At 42.9% G+C, this 19,959-nt stretch carries 21 protein-coding genes and 2 tRNA genes; 17 read left to right on the top strand and 6 right to left on the bottom strand.

Annotation, left to right across the window (positions count from 1 at the left end):
* The first annotated feature begins 5 nt into the window (after positions 1-5).
* Positions 6-1,385 (top strand): UDP-N-acetylmuramate:L-alanyl-gamma-D-glutamyl-meso-diaminopimelate ligase, encoded by a 1,380-nt coding sequence (mpl, locus tag ACIH2S_RS17915; RefSeq protein ID WP_036949009.1) that lies wholly within the window; start codon positions 6-8, stop codon positions 1,383-1,385.
* A gap of 52 nt (positions 1,386-1,437) precedes the next feature.
* Here the strand turns inward: mpl and ACIH2S_RS17910 are convergent, their stop codons facing one another.
* Both ACIH2S_RS17910 and argR read right to left on the bottom strand, forming a co-directional pair.
* Entirely contained in the window at positions 1,438-1,848 is a 411-nt protein-coding gene (locus tag ACIH2S_RS17910; RefSeq protein WP_036949011.1) for a DUF6122 family protein, read from the bottom strand.
* A gap of 107 nt (positions 1,849-1,955) precedes the next feature.
* Positions 1,956-2,426: a transcriptional regulator ArgR gene (argR, locus tag ACIH2S_RS17905; RefSeq protein ID WP_036949013.1), complete on the bottom strand. Its 471-nt coding sequence runs from the start codon at positions 2,424-2,426 to the stop codon at positions 1,956-1,958.
* A gap of 471 nt (positions 2,427-2,897) precedes the next feature.
* Between argR and mdh the strand changes: the two genes are divergently transcribed.
* The gene (gene mdh / locus ACIH2S_RS17900) at positions 2,898-3,836 is read left to right on the top strand and encodes a malate dehydrogenase (RefSeq protein ID WP_036949016.1); all 939 of its coding nucleotides are present in this window, start codon (positions 2,898-2,900) and stop codon (positions 3,834-3,836) included.
* A 198-nt stretch (positions 3,837-4,034) separates the two neighbouring features.
* Here mdh and ACIH2S_RS17895 read toward each other — a convergent pair whose 3' ends face one another.
* Positions 4,035-4,352 carry a helix-turn-helix domain-containing protein gene (locus ACIH2S_RS17895; RefSeq protein WP_036949019.1) on the bottom strand — a complete coding sequence of 106 codons (318 nt, stop codon included), beginning with the start codon at positions 4,350-4,352 and terminating at the stop codon, positions 4,035-4,037.
* 557 nt (positions 4,353-4,909) lie between these two features.
* Here ACIH2S_RS17895 and ACIH2S_RS17890 point away from each other — a divergent pair.
* Both ACIH2S_RS17890 and ACIH2S_RS17885 read left to right on the top strand, forming a co-directional pair.
* Complete coding sequence (locus tag ACIH2S_RS17890) at positions 4,910-5,266, top strand: DNA-binding protein (protein WP_036949022.1); 357 nt, start codon at positions 4,910-4,912, stop codon at positions 5,264-5,266.
* 100 nt (positions 5,267-5,366) lie between these two features.
* On the top strand, positions 5,367-5,726 hold the full coding sequence (locus ACIH2S_RS17885) for a DNA-binding protein (protein WP_036949025.1): 360 nt from the start codon (positions 5,367-5,369) through the stop codon (positions 5,724-5,726).
* Positions 5,727-5,789: 63 nt separating this feature from the next.
* Here the strand turns inward: ACIH2S_RS17885 and ispB are convergent, their stop codons facing one another.
* Positions 5,790-6,761 (bottom strand): octaprenyl diphosphate synthase, encoded by a 972-nt coding sequence (gene ispB / locus ACIH2S_RS17880; protein ID WP_108478820.1) that lies wholly within the window; start codon positions 6,759-6,761, stop codon positions 5,790-5,792.
* A 334-nt stretch (positions 6,762-7,095) separates the two neighbouring features.
* Between ispB and rplU the strand changes: the two genes are divergently transcribed.
* From rplU to cgtA, 3 genes are all read left to right on the top strand, one after another.
* Positions 7,096-7,404: a 50S ribosomal protein L21 gene (gene rplU, locus ACIH2S_RS17875; protein ID WP_006658010.1), complete on the top strand. Its 309-nt coding sequence runs from the start codon at positions 7,096-7,098 to the stop codon at positions 7,402-7,404.
* Between the two features lie 19 nt (positions 7,405-7,423).
* Entirely contained in the window at positions 7,424-7,681 is a 258-nt protein-coding gene (rpmA, locus tag ACIH2S_RS17870) for a 50S ribosomal protein L27 (RefSeq protein WP_004905922.1), read from the top strand.
* Between the two features lie 132 nt (positions 7,682-7,813).
* Entirely contained in the window at positions 7,814-8,989 is a 1,176-nt protein-coding gene (cgtA, locus tag ACIH2S_RS17865) for an Obg family GTPase CgtA (RefSeq protein WP_272535564.1), read from the top strand.
* Between the two features lie 85 nt (positions 8,990-9,074).
* Here cgtA and dacB read toward each other — a convergent pair whose 3' ends face one another.
* Complete coding sequence (gene dacB, locus ACIH2S_RS17860) at positions 9,075-10,523, bottom strand: serine-type D-Ala-D-Ala carboxypeptidase (RefSeq protein WP_108478821.1); 1,449 nt, start codon at positions 10,521-10,523, stop codon at positions 9,075-9,077.
* Between the two features lie 256 nt (positions 10,524-10,779).
* Between dacB and greA the strand changes: the two genes are divergently transcribed.
* Positions 10,780-11,256, top strand: a complete 477-nt coding sequence (greA, locus tag ACIH2S_RS17855; RefSeq protein ID WP_036949035.1) for a transcription elongation factor GreA — start codon at positions 10,780-10,782, stop codon at positions 11,254-11,256.
* A 118-nt stretch (positions 11,257-11,374) separates the two neighbouring features.
* On the opposite strand, the gene yhbY is transcribed toward greA, so the two are convergent.
* On the bottom strand, positions 11,375-11,668 hold the full coding sequence (yhbY, locus tag ACIH2S_RS17850; RefSeq protein ID WP_036949037.1) for a ribosome assembly RNA-binding protein YhbY: 294 nt from the start codon (positions 11,666-11,668) through the stop codon (positions 11,375-11,377).
* A gap of 259 nt (positions 11,669-11,927) precedes the next feature.
* On the opposite strand from yhbY, the gene rlmE reads away from it, so the two are divergent.
* From rlmE to nusA, 9 genes are all read left to right on the top strand, one after another.
* Positions 11,928-12,557 carry a 23S rRNA (uridine(2552)-2'-O)-methyltransferase RlmE gene (gene rlmE, locus ACIH2S_RS17845; protein ID WP_036949039.1) on the top strand — a complete coding sequence of 210 codons (630 nt, stop codon included), beginning with the start codon at positions 11,928-11,930 and terminating at the stop codon, positions 12,555-12,557.
* Between the two features lie 57 nt (positions 12,558-12,614).
* Positions 12,615-14,582, top strand: coding sequence for an ATP-dependent zinc metalloprotease FtsH (gene ftsH / locus ACIH2S_RS17840; RefSeq protein WP_036949042.1), 1,968 nt, complete (start codon positions 12,615-12,617; stop codon positions 14,580-14,582).
* Positions 14,583-14,652: 70 nt separating this feature from the next.
* A complete protein-coding gene (folP, locus tag ACIH2S_RS17835; RefSeq protein ID WP_036949044.1) occupies positions 14,653-15,501 on the top strand; it encodes a dihydropteroate synthase in 849 nt (282 codons plus the stop codon).
* Positions 15,494-16,831, top strand: a complete 1,338-nt coding sequence (gene glmM / locus ACIH2S_RS17830) for a phosphoglucosamine mutase (RefSeq protein WP_036949046.1) — start codon at positions 15,494-15,496, stop codon at positions 16,829-16,831. Before folP ends, glmM begins: the two co-directional genes overlap by 8 nt.
* A 246-nt stretch (positions 16,832-17,077) precedes the next feature.
* Positions 17,078-17,422 carry a preprotein translocase subunit SecG gene (gene secG, locus ACIH2S_RS17825; RefSeq protein ID WP_430247822.1) on the top strand — a complete coding sequence of 115 codons (345 nt, stop codon included), beginning with the start codon at positions 17,078-17,080 and terminating at the stop codon, positions 17,420-17,422.
* A 106-nt stretch (positions 17,423-17,528) separates the two neighbouring features.
* Positions 17,529-17,618 (top strand) — tRNA-Leu (locus ACIH2S_RS17820).
* Positions 17,619-17,675: 57 nt separating this feature from the next.
* Positions 17,676-17,752: transfer RNA gene (locus ACIH2S_RS17815), tRNA-Met, on the top strand.
* Positions 17,753-17,965: 213 nt separating this feature from the next.
* On the top strand, positions 17,966-18,418 hold the full coding sequence (gene rimP, locus ACIH2S_RS17810) for a ribosome maturation factor RimP (protein WP_006662411.1): 453 nt from the start codon (positions 17,966-17,968) through the stop codon (positions 18,416-18,418).
* A gap of 23 nt (positions 18,419-18,441) precedes the next feature.
* Complete coding sequence (nusA, locus tag ACIH2S_RS17805) at positions 18,442-19,950, top strand: transcription termination factor NusA (protein WP_036949051.1); 1,509 nt, start codon at positions 18,442-18,444, stop codon at positions 19,948-19,950.
* Positions 19,951-19,959: the final 9 nt, after the last annotated feature.

Here is a 19,959-nt window from a genome sequence, read left to right as displayed (position 1 = left end):
AAAGAATGCACATACATATTTTAGGCATATGCGGAACCTTTATGGGCAGCTTAGCCATTTTGGCTCGTTCGTTAGGGCACAAAGTGACTGGGTCTGACGCAAACGTCTACCCACCGATGAGTACATTGCTTGAAAAACAAGGCATTGAACTAATTCAAGGATTCGACCCTGCGCAGTTAGAGCCAGCCCCTGATATGGTGGTGATTGGGAATGCGATGACCCGTGGAAATCCCTGTGTTGAAGCCGTATTAGAACGTGGTTTACCTTATACTTCTGGACCACAATGGCTCCATGACCATGTCCTTCCTGAGCGCTGGGTATTAGCCGTTGCAGGGACTCACGGTAAAACAACAACCGCGGGTATGCTGGCGTGGATCCTACAAGATTGTGGTTATGAACCAGGCTTTTTGATTGGCGGTGTTCCGGGTAACTTTGATGTTTCGTCCCAGATTGGTAAAAGCCCTTTCTTTGTTATTGAAGCGGATGAATATGATTGCGCATTCTTTGATAAGCGATCTAAATTCGTGCATTACAGCCCGAAAACGCTGATTTTGAATAACCTCGAATTCGATCACGCGGATATTTTTGAAAATCTCGAAGCGATTCAAAAACAATTTCATCACCTGGTTCGCATTGTGCCAAGTAGCGGCAAAATCTTTATGCCAAGTAACGACAATAATCTCAAGCAAGTGATGAACATGGGGTGTTGGAGTGAACAAGAATTGGTGGGAGAAAACGGTGAGTGGCATGCCGTGAAACTCAATCATGATGGTAGCCAGTTCGAAGTATATTACCAGCAGCAAAAAGTGGGTGAAGTAAACTGGTCGCAAGTAGGTAATCATAATATCCAAAATGGCTTGATGGCGATTGCCGCTGCACACCATGTTGGCGTACCGGCGAAAGAAGCTTGCTTAGCGTTGGATAAATTTATTAACGCCCGTCGCCGTCTTGAGTTACGTGGTGTTGAAAATAATGTCAGTGTTTATGATGACTTCGCTCATCATCCAACGGCAATTTTAGCGACGTTAGAAGCATTACGTAGCAAAGTAGGCGGTACTTCTCGTATTATTGCTGTGCTGGAACCTCGTTCAAATACCATGAAAATGGGGATCAGTAAGAATGATATCGCGCCAGCTTTAGGGCGTGCAGATGAAGTCTTCTTATTCCAACCTAGCAATATTCCGTGGATGGTCACTGAAATTGCAGAGCATTGTGTGCAGCCTGCGCGTTGGCATGCAGATATTGATACTCTCGCCAATATGGTGGTTGAGACGGCTCAGCCCGGTGACCATATCCTGGTGATGAGTAATGGCGGTTTTGGTGGTATTCATGAAAAACTGCTGGCAGGACTAAAACATAAAGCCGAAGCCAAATCTGACGAATAGTCTATAAGCGCTATCGTGAATCAAAGCCCTAACTTCAGTTAGGGCTTTTTCGTTATAGCTGCTGAAGAAGCTCGACGTTTGCGCGTTCTGGTTGCCCGGAGCAGCTTAATACCGTGCCTTGCATCTCTTTTTTAACACTTCCAAGATAACAATCCACCGAGTCTGTCAATAAGTGAAACAGACAGCCGACGGCGATAGCTTTGAGTTTCCATGAAGGAAAGAAGAATAAGACGACATAAGCAATAGCAGCCCAAATAGTGTGCATAGGGTGGAAGCCTACGCCACAACGATCAGGATCGAAAATAGGATCGGCGAGAAGGTGATCAAGGTCGATAGCCATGGTGGAAACCATTAAGAGCCCAGCAAGCTTCCAGTTTTTTCGCCAAAATAAATAGCCAAATAAAAAGGGCACTAAAAAATGGAAACCGTAGTGAACGATATTCCGTAAAATCTCAAATAACACGGGCTTATCTCGATATGAATCAGTGAAAGACGCGTCACTATAGAATTAAAAATACAAAGAGGGAACTGGGTTCCCTCTTTTTCGATATCTAAAATTTTTCGAAAGGACTAAAGTTCTTGTTCGAAAAGCACCAAAATGGCTTCGTACAGTTCACGCGTTGTGAAATCGTTGGTTGGCGTTGAGAAAATTGTATCATCGCCAGCGATGCTGCCTAAGATGCCTTCAGCTTTGCCTAAGGAATCTAACAGGCGAGCAATTAACTGTGCTGCTCCTGGGCTAGTACGGATCACAACAACAGAATGGTTGTAATCAACATCCAGAACTAAATTCTTCAGCGGGCTGGTGGCAGTGGGGACACCAGGCTCGGTTGGTAAGCAATACACCATTTCCATTTTTGCGTTGCGGGTACGTACTGCACCAAACTTCGTCAACATTCTGGAAATTTTAGATTGATTAATGTTTTCGAAGCCTTGTTCTTGAAGAGCGATCACAATTTCGGCTTGTGAACTGAATTTTTCTTCTTTAAGGAGTGCCTTAAAGGCTTTTACCAAGTCTTCTTGTTTCGACATAGTGCGCATAATTAACCCATCTTTTGGTATTAAACTGAGTTGTATTATGTTGAAAAGTGCATTTTTATGCAAGAAAATTGATTTTTTGAGTGTTTAATGAGCAATTTTAGATAAGTATTTTCTGGTAATAATAAGGGGTTTATCTTAAATTGTTAGTTCGAAATTTATCCTAAAAATGGATTGATTTAACAATAAGTTACTGTGAAAAATTTGTTAAATAATTAAGCGGTGCTGAATAAATCATCAAATAAAATTGGGTTTAATGTTAAATGCAATAGCAATAAAAACTATTTGTTAAAAAAGTGTCCGTTATCTCATTAACAGATAAGGAATTTGTTTAGAATAGAACTATTGTGTTGGTGATTTATCTCGCGTTAACACTTCTCTCTAACTGTTAAAGAATTGTTTTTTATAAGTAATGTGTTTAGTGCATAGTCAGATGAATTCATATATTTTAAAGTACAATTAAGGAGTTTTAGAATGAAAGTTGCAGTCCTAGGTGCAGCAGGTGGTATCGGTCAGGCTCTCGCCCTTCTTCTCAAAAACCAGCTCCCAGCAGGTTCAGAACTCTCCCTCTACGACATCGCGCCAGTAACTCCAGGTGTTGCAGCTGACTTAAGCCACATCCCTACCGACGTTAAAGTGGTTGGTTTTGCGGGTGAAGATGCGACCCCAGCACTGAAAGGTGCGGACGTAGTATTAATTTCTGCGGGTGTTGCACGTAAGCCAGGTATGGATCGCTCTGACCTGTTCAATGTGAACGCAGGTATTGTACGTAACCTTGTTCAACAAATCGCGGTCACCTGCCCGAAAGCACTGATCGGTATTATTACTAACCCAGTGAACACAACCGTTGCTATCGCTGCTGAAGTTCTGAAGAAAGCTGGCGTGTATGATAAAAACCGTCTGTTCGGTGTAACGACACTGGATATCATCCGTTCAAATACTTTCGTTGCTGAATTAAAAGGTAAGAAAACTCACGAAGTTGAAGTGCCAGTTATCGGTGGTCACTCAGGTGTGACAATCCTGCCATTACTGTCTCAAATTCCTGGTGTCAGCTTCACTGATGAAGAAATCTCAGCACTGACTAAGCGTATTCAAAACGCAGGTACTGAAGTGGTTGAAGCTAAAGCGGGTGGCGGATCTGCAACACTGTCTATGGGCCAAGCGGCAGCACGCCTGGGCTTATCTTTGATCCGTGGTCTACAAGGTGAAAGCAATGTGGTTGAGTGTGTATACACTGAAGGTGAAGGCGAACACGCTCGCTTCTTCGCTCAACCTGTTGTATTAGGCAAAAACGGAATCGAAAAACATTTACCAATTGGTAAATTAAGTGCATTTGAAGAGAAAGCACTGAAAGATATGTTAAGCGTACTGAAAGCAGATATTGAATTAGGTGAAAAATTCATTAATGGCTAATGCCAATTAAGAATTCGCGCTTAAATAAGGGCGGAGTTGCTTTCATGCGATTCCGCCCTTTATTTTTATACTCGATAAGTTTTCACTGATCAAAATAAGGGGAAACCCCTTGAAGGTACAATGAATTAATCTTGCTGTTTTTAAAGAAAATAATAATGGGCTTTATCTTTCAGTTCTGATCAAAAATAGCGACTGATATTAGATATGTTCTTTTTCTGGCTCCCTGTTTTCTAATTCGTTTGTTTCCTCGATTTTCTTTGGCTTTTCTCGAACTTTTCTTTCTAATAAATCACCCGTCATTGGATCGTAATAGCGACTAGGCCAGATTTCTGATGGATGAATACCTAAAAAGTTTGCGATGATCCATTCTCCTTTAGGCCAAGGTCTCGATAGCGCATTCGCGAGCGTTGACGAGCTAAGCCCTGCTTCACGAGAAATCGCCGCTAGGGTTGTTCCACGTTTGCGTAAAGCTGCAATGATATCTGCTGGGTGCCAGTTTGATTTCCGTAACATCATTTTTTAATCCTTTTTTCACTCAGAATCATGTAGAGTTAGTGGTACATCTAACAGAGTATTGTGATACATTCAGTGCAATCGTTCTGTTATTGGAAATAAAATAACAGAATTTCCCAATAATAATTTCTGATTTTTTCTAAAAATTCATTTTTATGAAACTGTCGTTGTTTTTATGAAAATAACGGAAAGGTTCAGATGATTATTGTGAATTCAGCTAACACTTTGAAAATAAAAATAACTCATTTTAGTTAACTCTCTATTTTTTATATTTTCTTATATTTATTCTGTTTATCGAGAAGATTTATATTTCTTAATAATGTATTGAATTATTTGAAAAGAATGAATTTCTTAGTCAGCACTATAAAATCCATAGATATAAAATAGTTAATACAAAGTTATTGGTATAACTAGCGGATATACAAAAGAAATTATCTATATCGATATAATTTATTAACTATTATATTTGAATATTAAAAATGGATATTGAAACGATTAAGAAAATAAAGAAAGTTTATAGTTAATCGAAGTCGTCATCATGATGACAAGGAGCGTCGATAATGAACAAGGAATGGTTAACAGCCAAAGAGCTCGTTGGGCGCCAAGGGCTACCGACAAGCACCCAAGGTATTAATGCTATGGCGAGGCGAGAAAAATGGTTGAGTCGAAAACGACGAGGTATTCAAGGAAAAGCATTGGAATACCATATTAGCTCGGTTCCCATTAATCTCGAAGAGTTCACGGTGATGTATGAAACTTCGGGAGGCTATCAAGTCAAACGTGATGAACATGCGCATATTTGGCAAGAAACTTATAACCAGCTTTCCCATGATGAACGCGTGGCGATCTTATCGTTTATTATGCGCAAAGGTGCTTTAGCTTTAATTCATCTTATTAATCAAAATAGCCATACATAGATTACGTACAGTATTGAATCGAATAAATTTTTAGAAAAATAACTTTGGTATAGCGACAAAAGCAGGTTGCAAAATATAAGCTAAGCGTAAAAGTGATATTATGAAAAAATTGTGGTTCACTGCGAAAGAATTAGCAGGATTAGAAGGTCTTCCATCATCACCTCAGGGAATTAACTTGATGGCGAGAAGGGAAGGTTGGAAAAGTCGTCGTAAAAGAGGTGTTCAAGGGAAGGCCGTTGAATACTATATGGAAAGCTTGCCGAGTGAGATCCAAGGTCAGCTGTCACTTCATGAGCCATCGGCACCGTATCAAGTGCAACGTATTGATGCACTGCAAATTTGGTCTGAGGCTTATTACCAACTGACGGAAGATGAGCGCAAAATATTTGTGAAATATATTTTGCGTCACGGGTTATCATCGCTATTGGCAAAAATAGAGCCTGAACCAGAAGATGAATAACCATAAAAAAAGGGTGAAATTGTTTTCACCCTTTTCAATATTGGTTTAGAGCTCTAACGGTGATTATGAATGGCGCTGAATAGCAACATGCGCTAAACCAATCAATGCTTCTTTATACACAGAGTCTTCAAGGGCATTTAAAGCATCAATGGCTTTTTGAGCTTCTTCCTGAGCGCGTTGGTAAGTGTATTCTAATGAGCCGCAGCGTTTCATTGTACCAAGGACAGTGTCTAATAGATGGCGACCATTTCCTTGCTCAATTGCTTGTCTAATTAGTGCTGACTCTTCAGCATTACCATGTTGCATTGCATGTAACAGTGGTAGTGTTGGTTTACCTTCATCGAGATCATCTCCAGTGTTTTTACCTAACTGGGTATTATCTGCATCATAATCTAGAAGATCGTCAACTAACTGGAATGCGGTCCCAATGTAGCGACCATAATCTTGCAGCGCTTTCTCTTGCTTTGGCGTGGCATTGGCTAAAATAGCGGACGCGTGAGAAGCCGCTTCAAATAGACGCGCAGTTTTACTGTAGATCACTTGCATGTAGCTCTCTTCAGTAATATCAGGATCGTTGCAGTTCATTAATTGTAAAACTTCACCTTCAGCGATCACGTTGGTGGCTTCAGACATCAATTTTAAAACACGCATCGAATCAAGATCCGTCATCATTTGAAAGGATCGAGTATAAATAAAGTCACCTACTAATACGCTTGCCGCGTTACCAAATACAGCATTAGCTGTCTGTTTTCCACGACGCATATCTGATTCATCGACCACATCATCGTGTAATAAAGTGGCGGTATGGATGAATTCGATTAATGCAGCAACTTGAATATGCTTATGTTCAGAATAGCCTAGGGATCGTCCTGCGAGGATCGCGATCATTGGACGGATCCTTTTTCCGCCTCCGCTAACGATGTAATAACCTAATTGATTGATTAATGCTACGTCTGAGTTTAATTGGCTGAGGATCGCTTCATTTACTGCTGACATATCCTCGGCTGTCAGTTCAACGATAGATTCTAAATTCATTGTAATATATTCATATTATTAGTTTTTGGGGCATTCCCTAAGCCAAAAATGGGAAAACCGATATCACAGTAATAGCGTAAGCATAACACTATTAATAATAAGATTATCGGGTGAAATGCAAAAAATGTTTAAATAAGTAACAATTAAAGATATTCCTGAGAAATCAGCCGAAAAAAGATAGGGCTGATAAAAAAGTCGTATTTTTTGTAATCTAACTGCATTATAGGCTTGTGTTCTGCTGCTTTTTTGCGTAGAATTCGCGCCCTATTGTGAATATTTTATAGCGTGCTCTGGAATTGAAATATTTAGCGAGTACGCGGAAAGCGGAGTTAATATGTACGCGGTTTTCCAAAGTGGTGGTAAACAACACCGAGTTAGCGAAGGTCAAACTGTCCGCCTAGAAAAGCTGGACATCGCAACAGGTGAAACTGTTGAATTTGATCACGTTCTGATGGTTGCTAATGGCGATGAGATCCAAATCGGTGCTCCTATCGTTGAAGGCGTTAAAGTGAAAGCGGAAGTGGTTGCACACGGTCGTGGCGATAAAGTTAAAATCGTTAAGTTCCGTCGTCGTAAACACAGCCGTAAGCAGCAAGGTCACCGTCAGTGGTTCACTGATGTTAAGATCACTGTCATCGCTTAAGATTTAGGAGAGCAGATTAATGGCACACAAAAAGGCTGGTGGTTCGACTCGTAACGGTCGTGACTCAGAAGCAAAACGTTTAGGTGTTAAACGTTTTGGTGGTGAAGCTGTATTAGCAGGTAGCATCATCGTTCGTCAACGTGGTACTAAGTTCCACGCAGGTAACAACGTTGGTTGTGGCCGTGACCACACTCTGTTCGCATTAGCGGACGGTAAAGTTAAATTTGAAGTTAAAGGTCCTAACAATCGTAAATTTATCAGCATCGAAGCTGAATAAGTTTTCTGACTTTTAATTTTTGAATTAAAGCCCTGCAAAAACCTTTTGCGGGGCTTTTTATATTCAGAATATGCCATCTCTGGGTAATACCGCCATCAGGCACTATAATGGCCAGCAGACGGAGAAAGAATTATGAAATTTGTAGATGAAGCCAAAATTTTGGTCGTGGCAGGAGATGGTGGCAATGGTTGTGTCAGCTTCCGCCGTGAAAAATATATCCCGAAAGGTGGACCTGACGGTGGTGACGGTGGTGACGGTGGTGATGTCTATTTACAGGCAGACGAAAACCTCAACACACTGATTGACTACCGTTTTGAAAAATCATTTCGTGCAGAACGTGGTCAAAATGGTCAAAGCCGTGAGTGTACAGGTAAGCGTGGTGAAGACATCACGGTTAAAGTCCCTGTAGGAACGCGTGTACGCGATCTTGGCACTAATGAAGTACTCTGTGACATGACTCGTCACGATCAACGCCATATGGTCGCTAAAGGCGGTTTCCATGGGCTTGGTAATACTCGTTTTAAATCTTCTGTTAACCGTGCACCGCGTCAGCGTACCATGGGAACGAAAGGTGAAATGCGCGAAATCTTATTAGAGCTGATGTTACTTGCTGACGTCGGAATGCTGGGTATGCCGAATGCCGGTAAATCCACATTTATTCGTTCAGTATCAGCAGCGAAGCCAAAAGTTGCTGACTATCCATTTACAACCTTGGTTCCAAGCCTCGGCGTGGTACGTATGGATAACGAGCAGAGCTTTGTGGTTGCAGATATTCCAGGATTGATCGAAGGTGCTGCGGAAGGTGCAGGACTTGGGATCCAATTCCTGAAGCACTTAGAGCGTTGCCGCGTACTGCTGCATCTTATCGACATTTGCCCAATCGATGAATCTGATCCGGTGGAAAACGCCAAGATCATTGTGGGTGAGTTAGAAAAATACAGTGAAAAACTGGCTCAGAAACCACGCTGGTTAGTCTTCAACAAAGTGGATATCTTAGGTGAAGAAGAGTCTGCCAAACGTGCAGCTGAAATTGCTAAAGGTATGGGCTGGGAAGATAAGTATTATATGATTTCTGCTGTAAACCACGAAGGTGTGAAAGCACTGTGTTGGGATATCATGGAGTTCATGAATACTCAGCCGCGTGATATGGCCGTTGAAGATGAAAACAGCCAACCAGAGAAAGTTGAATTTATGTGGGATGATTACCACAAAGAGCAGCTATCTGGTGCAGATGATCTTGATGACGATTGGGATGATGATTGGGATGAAGATGACGACGAAGGCGTCGAATTTATCTACCAAAAATAATTATCTTTGAGTCATATAAAAAGGCACAACTTGCGAAGGTTGTGCCTTTTTTATTATGAAGATCTTAAAAGGATCTTCAGGGAGATCAGTTCTTTTGGTAAAGATCGCGATAGAGGCGGCTTTCAAAGCGAACTAAAGGTACACGGCGGCTATTATATTGGCTTTGTGGCACGGCATAAGCGGAAATGAACTGGACGAATGCCACTTTTTCGCCGCTTGCGGTAGTAATAAAGCCTGCAAGGTTATAAACCCCTTGTAATGCACCAGTTTTCGCTGACACCTTGCCATTGACTCCAGCCTCATCTAAACCACCACGGTAGCGCAATGTTCCATCATGCCCAGCAAGTGGTAGCATCGAAATGTAATCCAGCTGCTGGTCATTTTTAGCGATAAATTGCAAAACTTGCATCATGGTCGCCGGCGTGATCAAATTGTGGCGAGATAAGCCAGAGCCATCCACCATCACGGTATTTCCTAAATCAATACCCGCTTTCTGCTTGAGGACTTGTCTTACTGCATCAGAGCCGGATCGCCAGGTACCCGGAACACCGTAATAATCACGACCAATCGTTCTAAATACTGTATCCGCTATCATGTTATCAGACTTTTTCAGCATGATTTTTAAGAGGTCATGTAGCGGTTTGGATTCAGTTTTGACGAGTACTTGGGATTGTGGCGTCTGCTGAGTGCGTTTTTTAACCGCGCCAGACAATTCAATGCCCGCGACCTGCAACTCATTTTTGACGATAGCACCGGAGTAGCTCGCCCCATTTTGCACTGCAAATGCGAGCGGTAATGGCTCACTACGCTGGGTTAAGCAGCCTGTTAATGTATAGCGATTCAATTCCCCAGGAACCACATCTAACTCGCAATAGCGAGCTTCTGGTGAGCCTTTAGCAAGAGTTTTGACTTCACTAAACATGTTTACAGGATAGAAGCTGGCTGTTTTGATATACGCCATTTCTCCTGCTTTATCTGAGGGATAAAGGGAAACAGAGAAACAGTTTCTATCAATGATGGCAGCGGCCGGTGGAGCACTGAAGCACTGAGTCATATCATTCCATACCCAGCCCGGTGCTTTATCATGACTCGCAAAAGCCGAAATATCGACAATGAGATCACCATCGACTTTATGAATACCAATCTGCTTTAACGCATTGGCCATATTGCGGATTTGCTGACGTGTTAACGTAGGGTCACCACTAAAGCGAATCACCAAATCACCGGATAACGTATTGTTATTGAGCTTTCCGTTGGTCTCGAAGTTAGTGACGAAACGGTAGTCCGGACCTAGCTGTAATAATGCAGCGAGGGCGGTGACGACTTTCTGCGTACTGGCAGGCAGAGCCATTTGTTGAGCGTTATAATCAATAAGAGGGGTATTACTTCCTACTTTCTGCGCAACCAGAGCAAGGTTAGTGCCGTCAGGGAGATACTGCTTATAATCATCGATAGGGATGGCAGATGCTTGCGAAGTAATGAATGCAAGTCCTAAAGTGAAGATTAATTTTCTGGTTGATGTTAATAGCGACATATATTTCACGCATTAGGGTAGACATACTGCACATACTAAAGTGTAATGCCCAATAAAGTAAACGATGATCCGCTATTAACTCTCAGTTAAAATAGCGAACAGTATGATAAGATAAGGCACAAGTTGGTCTGATTGAGTTATTGACACCTTAAGTTTTTGAACACCCCCCTACATATCATGGTGTTCGGTGTACTGTTGTTACAAAATCAGGAAGATACTTATTTTTAGATAGGATTGAATTAGAGGTATTTATCAAATGAAACAGATTCCAATGACGGTATTTGGTGCTAACAAGCTAAGAGAAGAGCTCGAGTATCTGAAATCTGTCCGTCGTCCTGAAATTATTGCTTCTATTGCAGAAGCTCGTGAACATGGCGATTTAAAAGAAAACGCTGAATATCATGCGGCGCGTGAGCAACAAGGCTTTTGTGAAGGTCGTATTCAAGAAATTGAATCTAAACTTTCTCACTCTCAAGTGATTGACGTTACCAAAATGGCAAATAATGGCCGAGTGATCTTTGGTGCGACGGTTACTGTATTGAATTTGGATACTGATGAAGAGTTAACCTACCGCATCGTAGGTGATGATGAAGCTGATATTAAAGTGAACTTAATTTCAGTGAATTCACCAATTGCGCGTGGACTAGTGGGTAAAGAAGTTGATGATGTCGTAATGATTAAGACGCCGGGCGGGGATGTTGAGTTCGAAATTCTTAAAGTTGAGTATATCTGATTCCTATTTCCCTGAATTGGTTATATTATTTTACTGATTTAGAGAGAAAGGCCGCAGGCGGCCTTTTTCGTCATATAAAATATGCTTTCAATGGCATTTTTATATAAATGAGCAGTTATTATTTAGGTAAACTAATTTTGCGCTCAGCCGATGGACGGTAGAGAACGAGAATTTTACCGATAACTTGAACATTTGCTGCACCAGTTTCGCGAACAATCGCTTCAGCGATCAAATTTTTAGTTTCACGATCTTCGCCAGCGATTTTGACTTTGATAAGCTCATGATGTGTTAATGAGACTTCGATTTCAGCCAAAACACCCTCAGTTAAACCATTGTTGCCAATCATAACAACTGGGTTTAAGTGATGAGCGAGACTTTTTAGGTGTTGAACTTGTTTTTTGTTAAGATTCATCGATTTTTTGCTTGGTTAGTATTGAAAATGGCATATTCTACCGCCATCTGATCACTATCACCATCTATTAATCTTATTCGATGGTAAAGAAGCAGCTAATGATTACCCGAAAGTAATCCAGTGACAAGTAGGCAGCACGTTAACACTCTCCCGATAAACAGCGCTATTTATGTGACTTGGGTAGAAAAAATGAAGCTAACTCCCTGTAACTTGAAGAATGTCGGGAAATGTATTTCTATTAGTATAGTTGGAAAGTGCAATGGCCAATAAAAAACGTTCGGCAAGCTCCAGTCGTTGGTTGCAAGAACATTTTAGTGATAAATATGTTCAGCAAGCACAAAAGAAAGGGCTCCGCTCGCGTGCATGGTTTAAACTGGATGAAATCCAGCAAAGTGATAAGATTTTTAAACCAGGTATGACCGTTGTTGATTTAGGGGCTGCTCCTGGTGGGTGGTCGCAATATGTTGTCGGCCAAATCGGTCACAATGGTCGTATTATTGCTTGTGACTTATTGCCAATGGACCCAATCGTCGGCGTGGATTTCCTCCAAGGGGATTTTCGTGACGAAGCTGTACTGGCTGCTTTGTTAGAGCGAGTTGGCGATAAAAAAGTACAAGTGGTTATGTCTGACATGGCCCCAAACATGAGCGGAACACCAGCAGTGGATATTCCCCGCTCTATGTATCTGGTTGAACTAGCATTGGATATGTGCCGTGCGGTATTGGCTCCCGGGGGAAGTTTTATCGTTAAAGTGTTTCAGGGAGAAGGCTTTGACGAATACCTTAGGGATATCCGCTCCCTGTTTACGAAGGTGAAAGTTCGTAAACCCGAATCTTCGCGGGCACGATCGCGTGAAGTATACATTGTAGCGACAGGACTAAAACTATAGTACCCTGAGCGTTATTTGTTAACACAGTTGTAAGGTGAGGTTAATCCCTTGAGTGACATGGCGAAAAACCTAATTCTCTGGTTAGTCATCGCAGTTGTTCTGATGTCCTTGTTCCAGAGTTTTGGCCCAAGCGATTCGAATAGTCGCAGAGTTGATTATTCAACGTTTATCAATGAGTTAGCCCAGGATCAGGTACGTGAAGTTCGTATCACAGGTCGTGAATTGAACGTCAGAAAAGCGGATAATAGCCGCTACACAACTTATCTGCCTATGCAGGATGAGAAGTTGTTAGACACCTTGTTAAACAAGAATGTTACTGTCGTCGGTGAACCACCAGAAGAACCTAGCTTACTGACATCTATTTTCATTTCCTGGTTCCCAATGCTGCTGTTGATTGGTGTCTGGATCTTCTTTATGCGCCAAATGCAAGGTGGTGGCGGTAAAGGGGCGATGTCATTCGGTAAAAGCAAAGCCCGTATGCTGACAGAAGATCAGATCAAAACAACATTTGCTGATGTTGCGGGTTGCGATGAAGCGAAAGAGGAAGTGGGGGAGATCGTAGACTTCCTGCGTGAACCTGCTCGTTTCCAAAAACTCGGTGGTAAAATCCCTAAAGGTGTCCTGATGGTAGGACCGCCGGGTACAGGTAAAACATTACTGGCTAAAGCTATTGCTGGTGAAGCGAAAGTACCATTCTTTACCATTTCCGGTTCAGATTTCGTGGAAATGTTTGTGGGTGTGGGTGCTTCACGTGTTCGTGATATGTTTGAACAAGCAAAAAAAGCGGCGCCTTGTATTATCTTTATCGATGAAATCGATGCTGTTGGTCGTCAACGTGGTGCCGGTTTAGGTGGTGGTCACGATGAGCGTGAGCAAACACTGAACCAGATGCTGGTTGAGATGGATGGTTTCGAAGGTAACGAAGGTATTATCGTGATCGCGGCAACTAACCGTGCTGACGTTCTGGATCCGGCATTATTGCGTCCGGGTCGTTTTGACCGTCAAGTTGTGGTTGGTTTACCTGATGTTCGTGGTCGTGAGCAAATCTTAAAAGTTCATATGCGTCGTGTGCCTATCGACCCTGCGGTTGATACAACTATCTTGGCTCGTGCAACACCTGGTTTCTCCGGTGCGGAATTAGCTAACTTAGTGAACGAAGCTGCACTGTTTGCAGCGCGTGAAAATAAACGCGTTGTAACGATGGCTGAATTCGAAAGAGCGCGTGATAAAGTGTGGCTGGGTGCAGAGCATCGCTCACTGATGATGACTGAAGAGCAAAAAGAATCTACTGCTTATCATGAAGCTGGACACGCAATTGTTGGTTACTTAATGCCAGAGCATGACCCTGTTCATAAAGTGACTATTATTCCTCGCGGTCGTGCATTAGGTGTGACTTTCTACTTACCTGAAGGCGACCAAATCAGTGCAAGCCGTCAAAAATTAGAGGGTAATATCGCAAGTACATACGGCGGTCGTATTGCGGAAGAACTGATCTACGGTTATGACAAAATCTCAACCGGCGCATCAGGTGATATTCAGCAAGCAACTAGCACAGCGAGAAAAATGGTGACTCAGTGGGGCTTTTCTGACAAGTTAGGTCCAGTGTTATATTCTGAAGAAGAAGGCCCAGCATTCTTAGGTCGTTCAGGACATAGCTCGACTTACTCAGATGAAACTGCACGCATCATTGACGAAGAAATTAAAGCAATTATCGACCGTGGTTATGAGGTTGCACATAAAACCTTAACTGACAATATGGATATTCTGCATGCGATGAAAGATGCATTATTGAAATATGAAACTATCGATATGCCAATGATTGACGACCTGATGAACCGCCGTCCAGTACGTGCGCCAGCAGGCTGGGATGAGGATAAAAAAGTGAATAATGTGACAGGTTCATTTGGTGCAGCGACTAGCGCATCAAAACCTGAAGCAAAGCCAGCTGAAACTCAACCAGAAGAGCCAACTGAAAAATCTGATGAAAATAATTCATCCGATAACAACGATAGCAAGCCACAGTAAGCCATCGTGATAAGTTGAATAATTAAAAACCCCAGGTCACTGGGGTTTTTTACGTTAAGGAAAAATAATCATGCATATTAAAGCCCGAGGTCGCCTCCTTGACTTATCCACTCCTCAAGTGATGGGGATTTTGAATGTTACTCCTGATTCATTCTCAGATGGTGGCACTCATAATCGTTATCATGATGCTCTAGACCATGTCGCCAAAATGGTACAAGAAGGGGCAACAATTATTGATATTGGCGGCGAGTCAACTCGACCTGGTGCGGCTGAAGTTTCTGTCAGTGAAGAGCTCGACCGCGTTGTACCAGTAGTGGAAGCGATTGCAAAACGTTTTGATGTTTGGATCTCTGTAGACACTTCAAAAGCCCAAGTAATGGATGAGGCCGCGAAAGCTGGGATGCATATTATTAATGATATCCGCTCGTTACATGAAGAAGACTCCCTTGCAGTGGCTGCAAAACTAGGGTTGCCTGTTTGCATTATGCACATGCAAGGTCAACCAAGAACCATGCAAGATGCCCCCGATTATGTGGATGTAGTAAAAGAAGTTAAAGAGTATCTCGATCGTGAGATTGAGCGCTGTGTGAAGGCGGGAATTGATAAACAGCAAATAATCCTCGATCCAGGCTTTGGTTTTGGTAAGAACCTGTCGCATAATTACCAGTTACTAGCGCATTTAGATCAATTTCATGATTTCGGACTACCACTCTTGGCAGGGATGTCACGAAAATCTATGATTGGACAATTATTAAATGTTCCACCTCAAGAACGTCTAGCGGGTAGCTTAGCGTGTGCCACTATTGCGGCAATGCAAGGAGCGCAAATTATCCGAGTTCATGATGTGAAAGAGACAGTACAAGCAATGCAAGTCGTTCAGATGACTCTGTCAGAAAAGGAAAAATTAGCGTATGAGTAACCGTAAATATTTTGGTACTGATGGTATCCGTGGCAAAGTGGGCGATAGCCCAATTACACCTGATTTTGTTTTAAAATTAGGCTGGGCAGCGGGTAAAGTACTGGCTCGTCACGGCTCACGTAAAATTATCATTGGTAAAGATACGCGTATTTCTGGCTATATGCTGGAATCCTCATTAGAAGCTGGCTTAGCTGCAGCAGGGTTATCTGCTTCCTTCACGGGTCCAATGCCAACGCCAGCAGTGGCTTATTTAACTCGTACTTTCCGCGCTGAGGCTGGGATCGTCATTTCAGCTTCCCACAACCCTTATTATGATAATGGGATCAAATTCTTCTCTATCGACGGGACTAAACTGCCTGACGAAGTTGAAGAAGCCATTGAAGCGGAAATGGAAAAACCAATCACTTGCGTTGAATCTGCGGAGCTGGGTCGTGCGAACCGTATCGTCGATGCTGCAGGGCGCTACATTGAATTCTGTAAAGGGACATTCCCGAACGAGCAAAGCTTAAACAGCCTCAAAGTGGTTTTAGACTGTGCGAACGGCGCAACCTACCACATCGCACCTAACGTATTTAGCGAATTAGGCGCGCAAGTCATCACAATGGGCTGTGATCCTAATGGGATCAATATCAACGAAGAATGTGGTGCAACCGACGTTCGTAAGCTGCAAGAGCGTGTTCTGGCAGAAAAAGCGGATGTAGGTTTAGCATTTGATGGTGACGGTGACCGTATCATCATGGTCGATCATCAAGGTAATAAAGTCGATGGCGACCAAATTCTGTATATCATTGCTCGTGAAGCACTGCGTCAAGGTCAGTTAAAAGGTGGCGTTGTGGGTACACTGATGAGCAATATGGGGTTAGAAATCGCGCTGAAACAGCTGGGTATTCCATTTGAGCGTGCAAAAGTGGGCGACCGTTATGTTCTGGAAAAACTCCAAGAAAAAGGCTGGCGCATGGGAGCTGAAAACTCAGGTCATGTGATTTTATTAGATAAAACCACAACAGGCGACGGTATTGTTGCGGGTCTGCAAGTACTGAGTGCCATGGTGCGTAACCATATGAGCCTGCACGATTTATGCAGCGGTATGAAGCTCCTACCTCAAATTCTGGTCAACGTACGCTTTAAAGGCAAACATGATCCTCTGCAAAGTGATGCTGTTATTGCAGCAAATGAGCAAGTGGAAAAAGAGTTAGCCGGCAAAGGTCGCGTATTGCTGAGAAAATCAGGTACTGAACCGCTGATTCGTGTCATGGTTGAAGGTGAAAACGAAGAAACTGTCACCGAAATGGCGAACCGTATTGCTGATGCAGTTAAAGCGGCAGGTTAATGCCGTACATTCTCCCTTTAGCGGATAAAAATTAGCTGGAGGGAGGCGAATAACCGAGTTGAGCATTATTTCGATAGTTTGCTGTTTTTTTCTTCAAATAGTTAAATGAAATCAAAATAGACTTGCTTGTCGGCTCAGCTTTGGTTAGTATTCGCACCTGCTCAATTCTGTAATAATGTTTTGAGTAGGTGTGCAGTATAAGGGTCATAGCATAGGCTATGCGCCGTAACTGAATAGGTAACTCAAATGTATATAGCTCTTTTAGTTGTTTTCTTGCTCGCGGCTATCGGCCTAATTGGTCTGGTCATGTTACAGCAAGGTAAAGGTGCTGACATGGGTGCATCATTCGGTGCGGGCGCTTCTGCAACACTGTTTGGTTCATCGGGCTCAGGTAACTTCATGACCCGTATGACTGGAATCTTGGCTGCTGTGTTTTTCATCATCAGTTTAATTCTTGGCAACATGACTGCCAATAAATATGGAACTGGTGCAGGTAGTAAATGGGAAAACATTAGCGAACCGGCAAAAGTCGAGCAACCAACAGACGTTCCGGCAGCACCAGCGACACCAGCGAGCGATATTCCTCGTTAAGTGTTCGGGATTCCGAATGACGACATTATGTCTTCATTAGCAGTAAAGTAGTAAGAAGTTAAAAATTTGAGGTTATTGATTGTGAAATTAGTAACCTCGCCTCAGTGCCGAGGTGGTGAAATTGGTATACACGCTACCTTGAGGTGGTAGTGCCTACAAAACGGGCGTACGGGTTCAAGTCCCGTCCTCGGCACCATTATTTTAGACGACTTGTGAACTCACAATAGTCAGTGTAAAATAGTCACGTTTCGAACGCGGGATGGAGCAGCATGGTAGCTCGTCGGGCTCATAACCCGAAGGTCGTTGGTTCAAATCCAGCTCCCGCAACCATTTCTCTTAGTCATACATATCTTGTCGCAACAATATCAGATATCGTTATCGTAATTTCTCATCGATTTATCTAGATTTTCAAGGTATACTAAGAGCACGGTAAACCCATGTACTATGGGTCCAGTTACAAAAGCCCCGAATTTCGGGGTTTTTTGTTATTTGACAATCGAATTAACTGGGCTTTATGCCCTTTTTTTATGTCTGGGGGTGGGCTTGTCCACATTAGAGCAAAAATTAACAGAGATGGTTTCTGCACCAGTGGAAGCACTAGGCTTTGAATTTGTCGGCTTAGAATTTGTTCGCGGGCGCACGTCGACACTGCGTATTTTCATTGATAGTGAAGAAGGCATCACTGTTGATGACTGTGCTGATGTCAGCCATCAAGTAAGTGCAGTATTGGATGTCGAAGATCCAATTTCTGTGATTTATAACCTTGAAATATCGTCACCGGGTATGGAACGTCCACTGTTCACCATTGCTCATTATGAGCGTTTTATGGGTGAAGAAGTGGCTCTGTCACTGCGTATCGCGATGCAGAACCGTCGTAGATGGCAAGGCATTATCAAAGCCGTTGATGGTGAAATGATTACGGTTACTGTAGATGGTAAGGATGAGGTGTTCGCCCTCGGCAACATCCAGAAAGCTAACTTGGTACCACACTTTTAATTAAGTTCAATGAGGCAACTAGGATGAACAAAGAAATTCTGGCTGTTGTTGAAGCGGTTTCTAACGAAAAATCCCTCCCTCGTGAAAAAATCTTCGAGGCTCTGGAAACTGCGCTGGCGACAGCAACTAAAAAGAAATATGAGCAAGAGATTGATGTTCGCGTAGAAATCGACCGTAAATCCGGTGATTTTGATACTTTCCGTCGTTGGGTGATTGTCGAAGAAGTCACAATGCCAACCCGTGAAATTACACTGGAAGCTGCACAATTCGAAGATCCTGAATTGCAGTTAGGCGAATACGTTGAAGACCAAATCGAATCTGTTGTATTTGACCGTATTACCACGCAAACCGCGAAGCAAGTTATCGTACAAAAAGTACGTGAAGCTGAGCGTGCGATGGTGGTTGACCAATTCCGTGAGCAACAAGGTGAAATCATCACTGCTCAGGTTAAAAAAGTTAACCGTGAAAACATTACCTTAGATTTAGGTAATAACGCAGAAGCTGTGATCCTGCGCGAAGATATGCTACCACGTGAAAACTTCCGTCCAGGTGACCGTATTCGCGGCGTCCTGTATGATGTTCGTCCTGAAGCGCGCGGCGCACAGCTTTTTGTGACTCGTTCTCGTCCAGAGATGCTGGTTGAATTATTCCGCATCGAAGTACCAGAAATTGGCGAAGAGATCATCGAGATCAAAGCAGCAGCTCGCGATCCAGGTTCTCGTGCAAAAATCGCAGTAAAAACTAACGACAAACGTATCGACCCAGTTGGTGCTTGCGTTGGTATGCGCGGTGCTCGTGTTCAAGCTGTCTCTAGTGAGTTAGGCGGCGAGAGAATCGACATTGTGTTATGGGATGATAACCCAGCGCAATTCGTTATTAATGCTATGGCTCCGGCTGATGTGGCATCTATTGTGGTTGATGAAGACAACTGTACGATGGATGTTGCCGTTGAAAGCAGCAACTTAGCGCAAGCAATTGGACGTAATGGACAAAACGTTCGCTTAGCGGCTCAGTTACTGAAAATCCATCGTGGTGATGACAAGTGGGAACTGAATGTCATGACTGCGGAAGAGCTGAATGCAAAACATCAGGCAGAAGCACACGCTTCTATTGAAACATTCACTAAGCATCTAGATATTGATGAAGAGTTTGCTACAACACTTGTTGAAGAAGGCTTCTCGACATTAGAAGAACTGGCTTACGTGCCTATTAAAGAACTTCTGGAAATTGACGGTCTTGATGAAGAAACCGTTGAAGTTCTACGTGAAAGAGCAAAAGCTGCCCTCACCACAATTGAACTAGCTCAAAAAGAGAGCTTGGGTGATAATCAGCCAGCAGAAGATTTGTTGAATCTTGATGGTATGGATCGTACTCTGGCCTATAATTTGGCTACTCACGGTATCTGTACACTGGAAGATCTTGCTGAGCAGGGCATCGACGACCTGATTGATATCGAAGGTCTGAATAATGAGAAAGCAGGCGAACTCATTATGGCAGCACGTAATATTTGCTGGTTCGGAAACGATGCGTAAACACTGTAG

It is taken from the genome of Providencia lanzhouensis (genome assembly GCF_050469745.1).
Classification (GTDB): Bacteria; Pseudomonadota; Gammaproteobacteria; order Enterobacterales; family Enterobacteriaceae; genus Providencia; species Providencia lanzhouensis.
The sequence above is the reverse complement of the archived record's forward strand: the minus strand, read 5'-3'. Positions and strand labels throughout refer to the sequence as shown.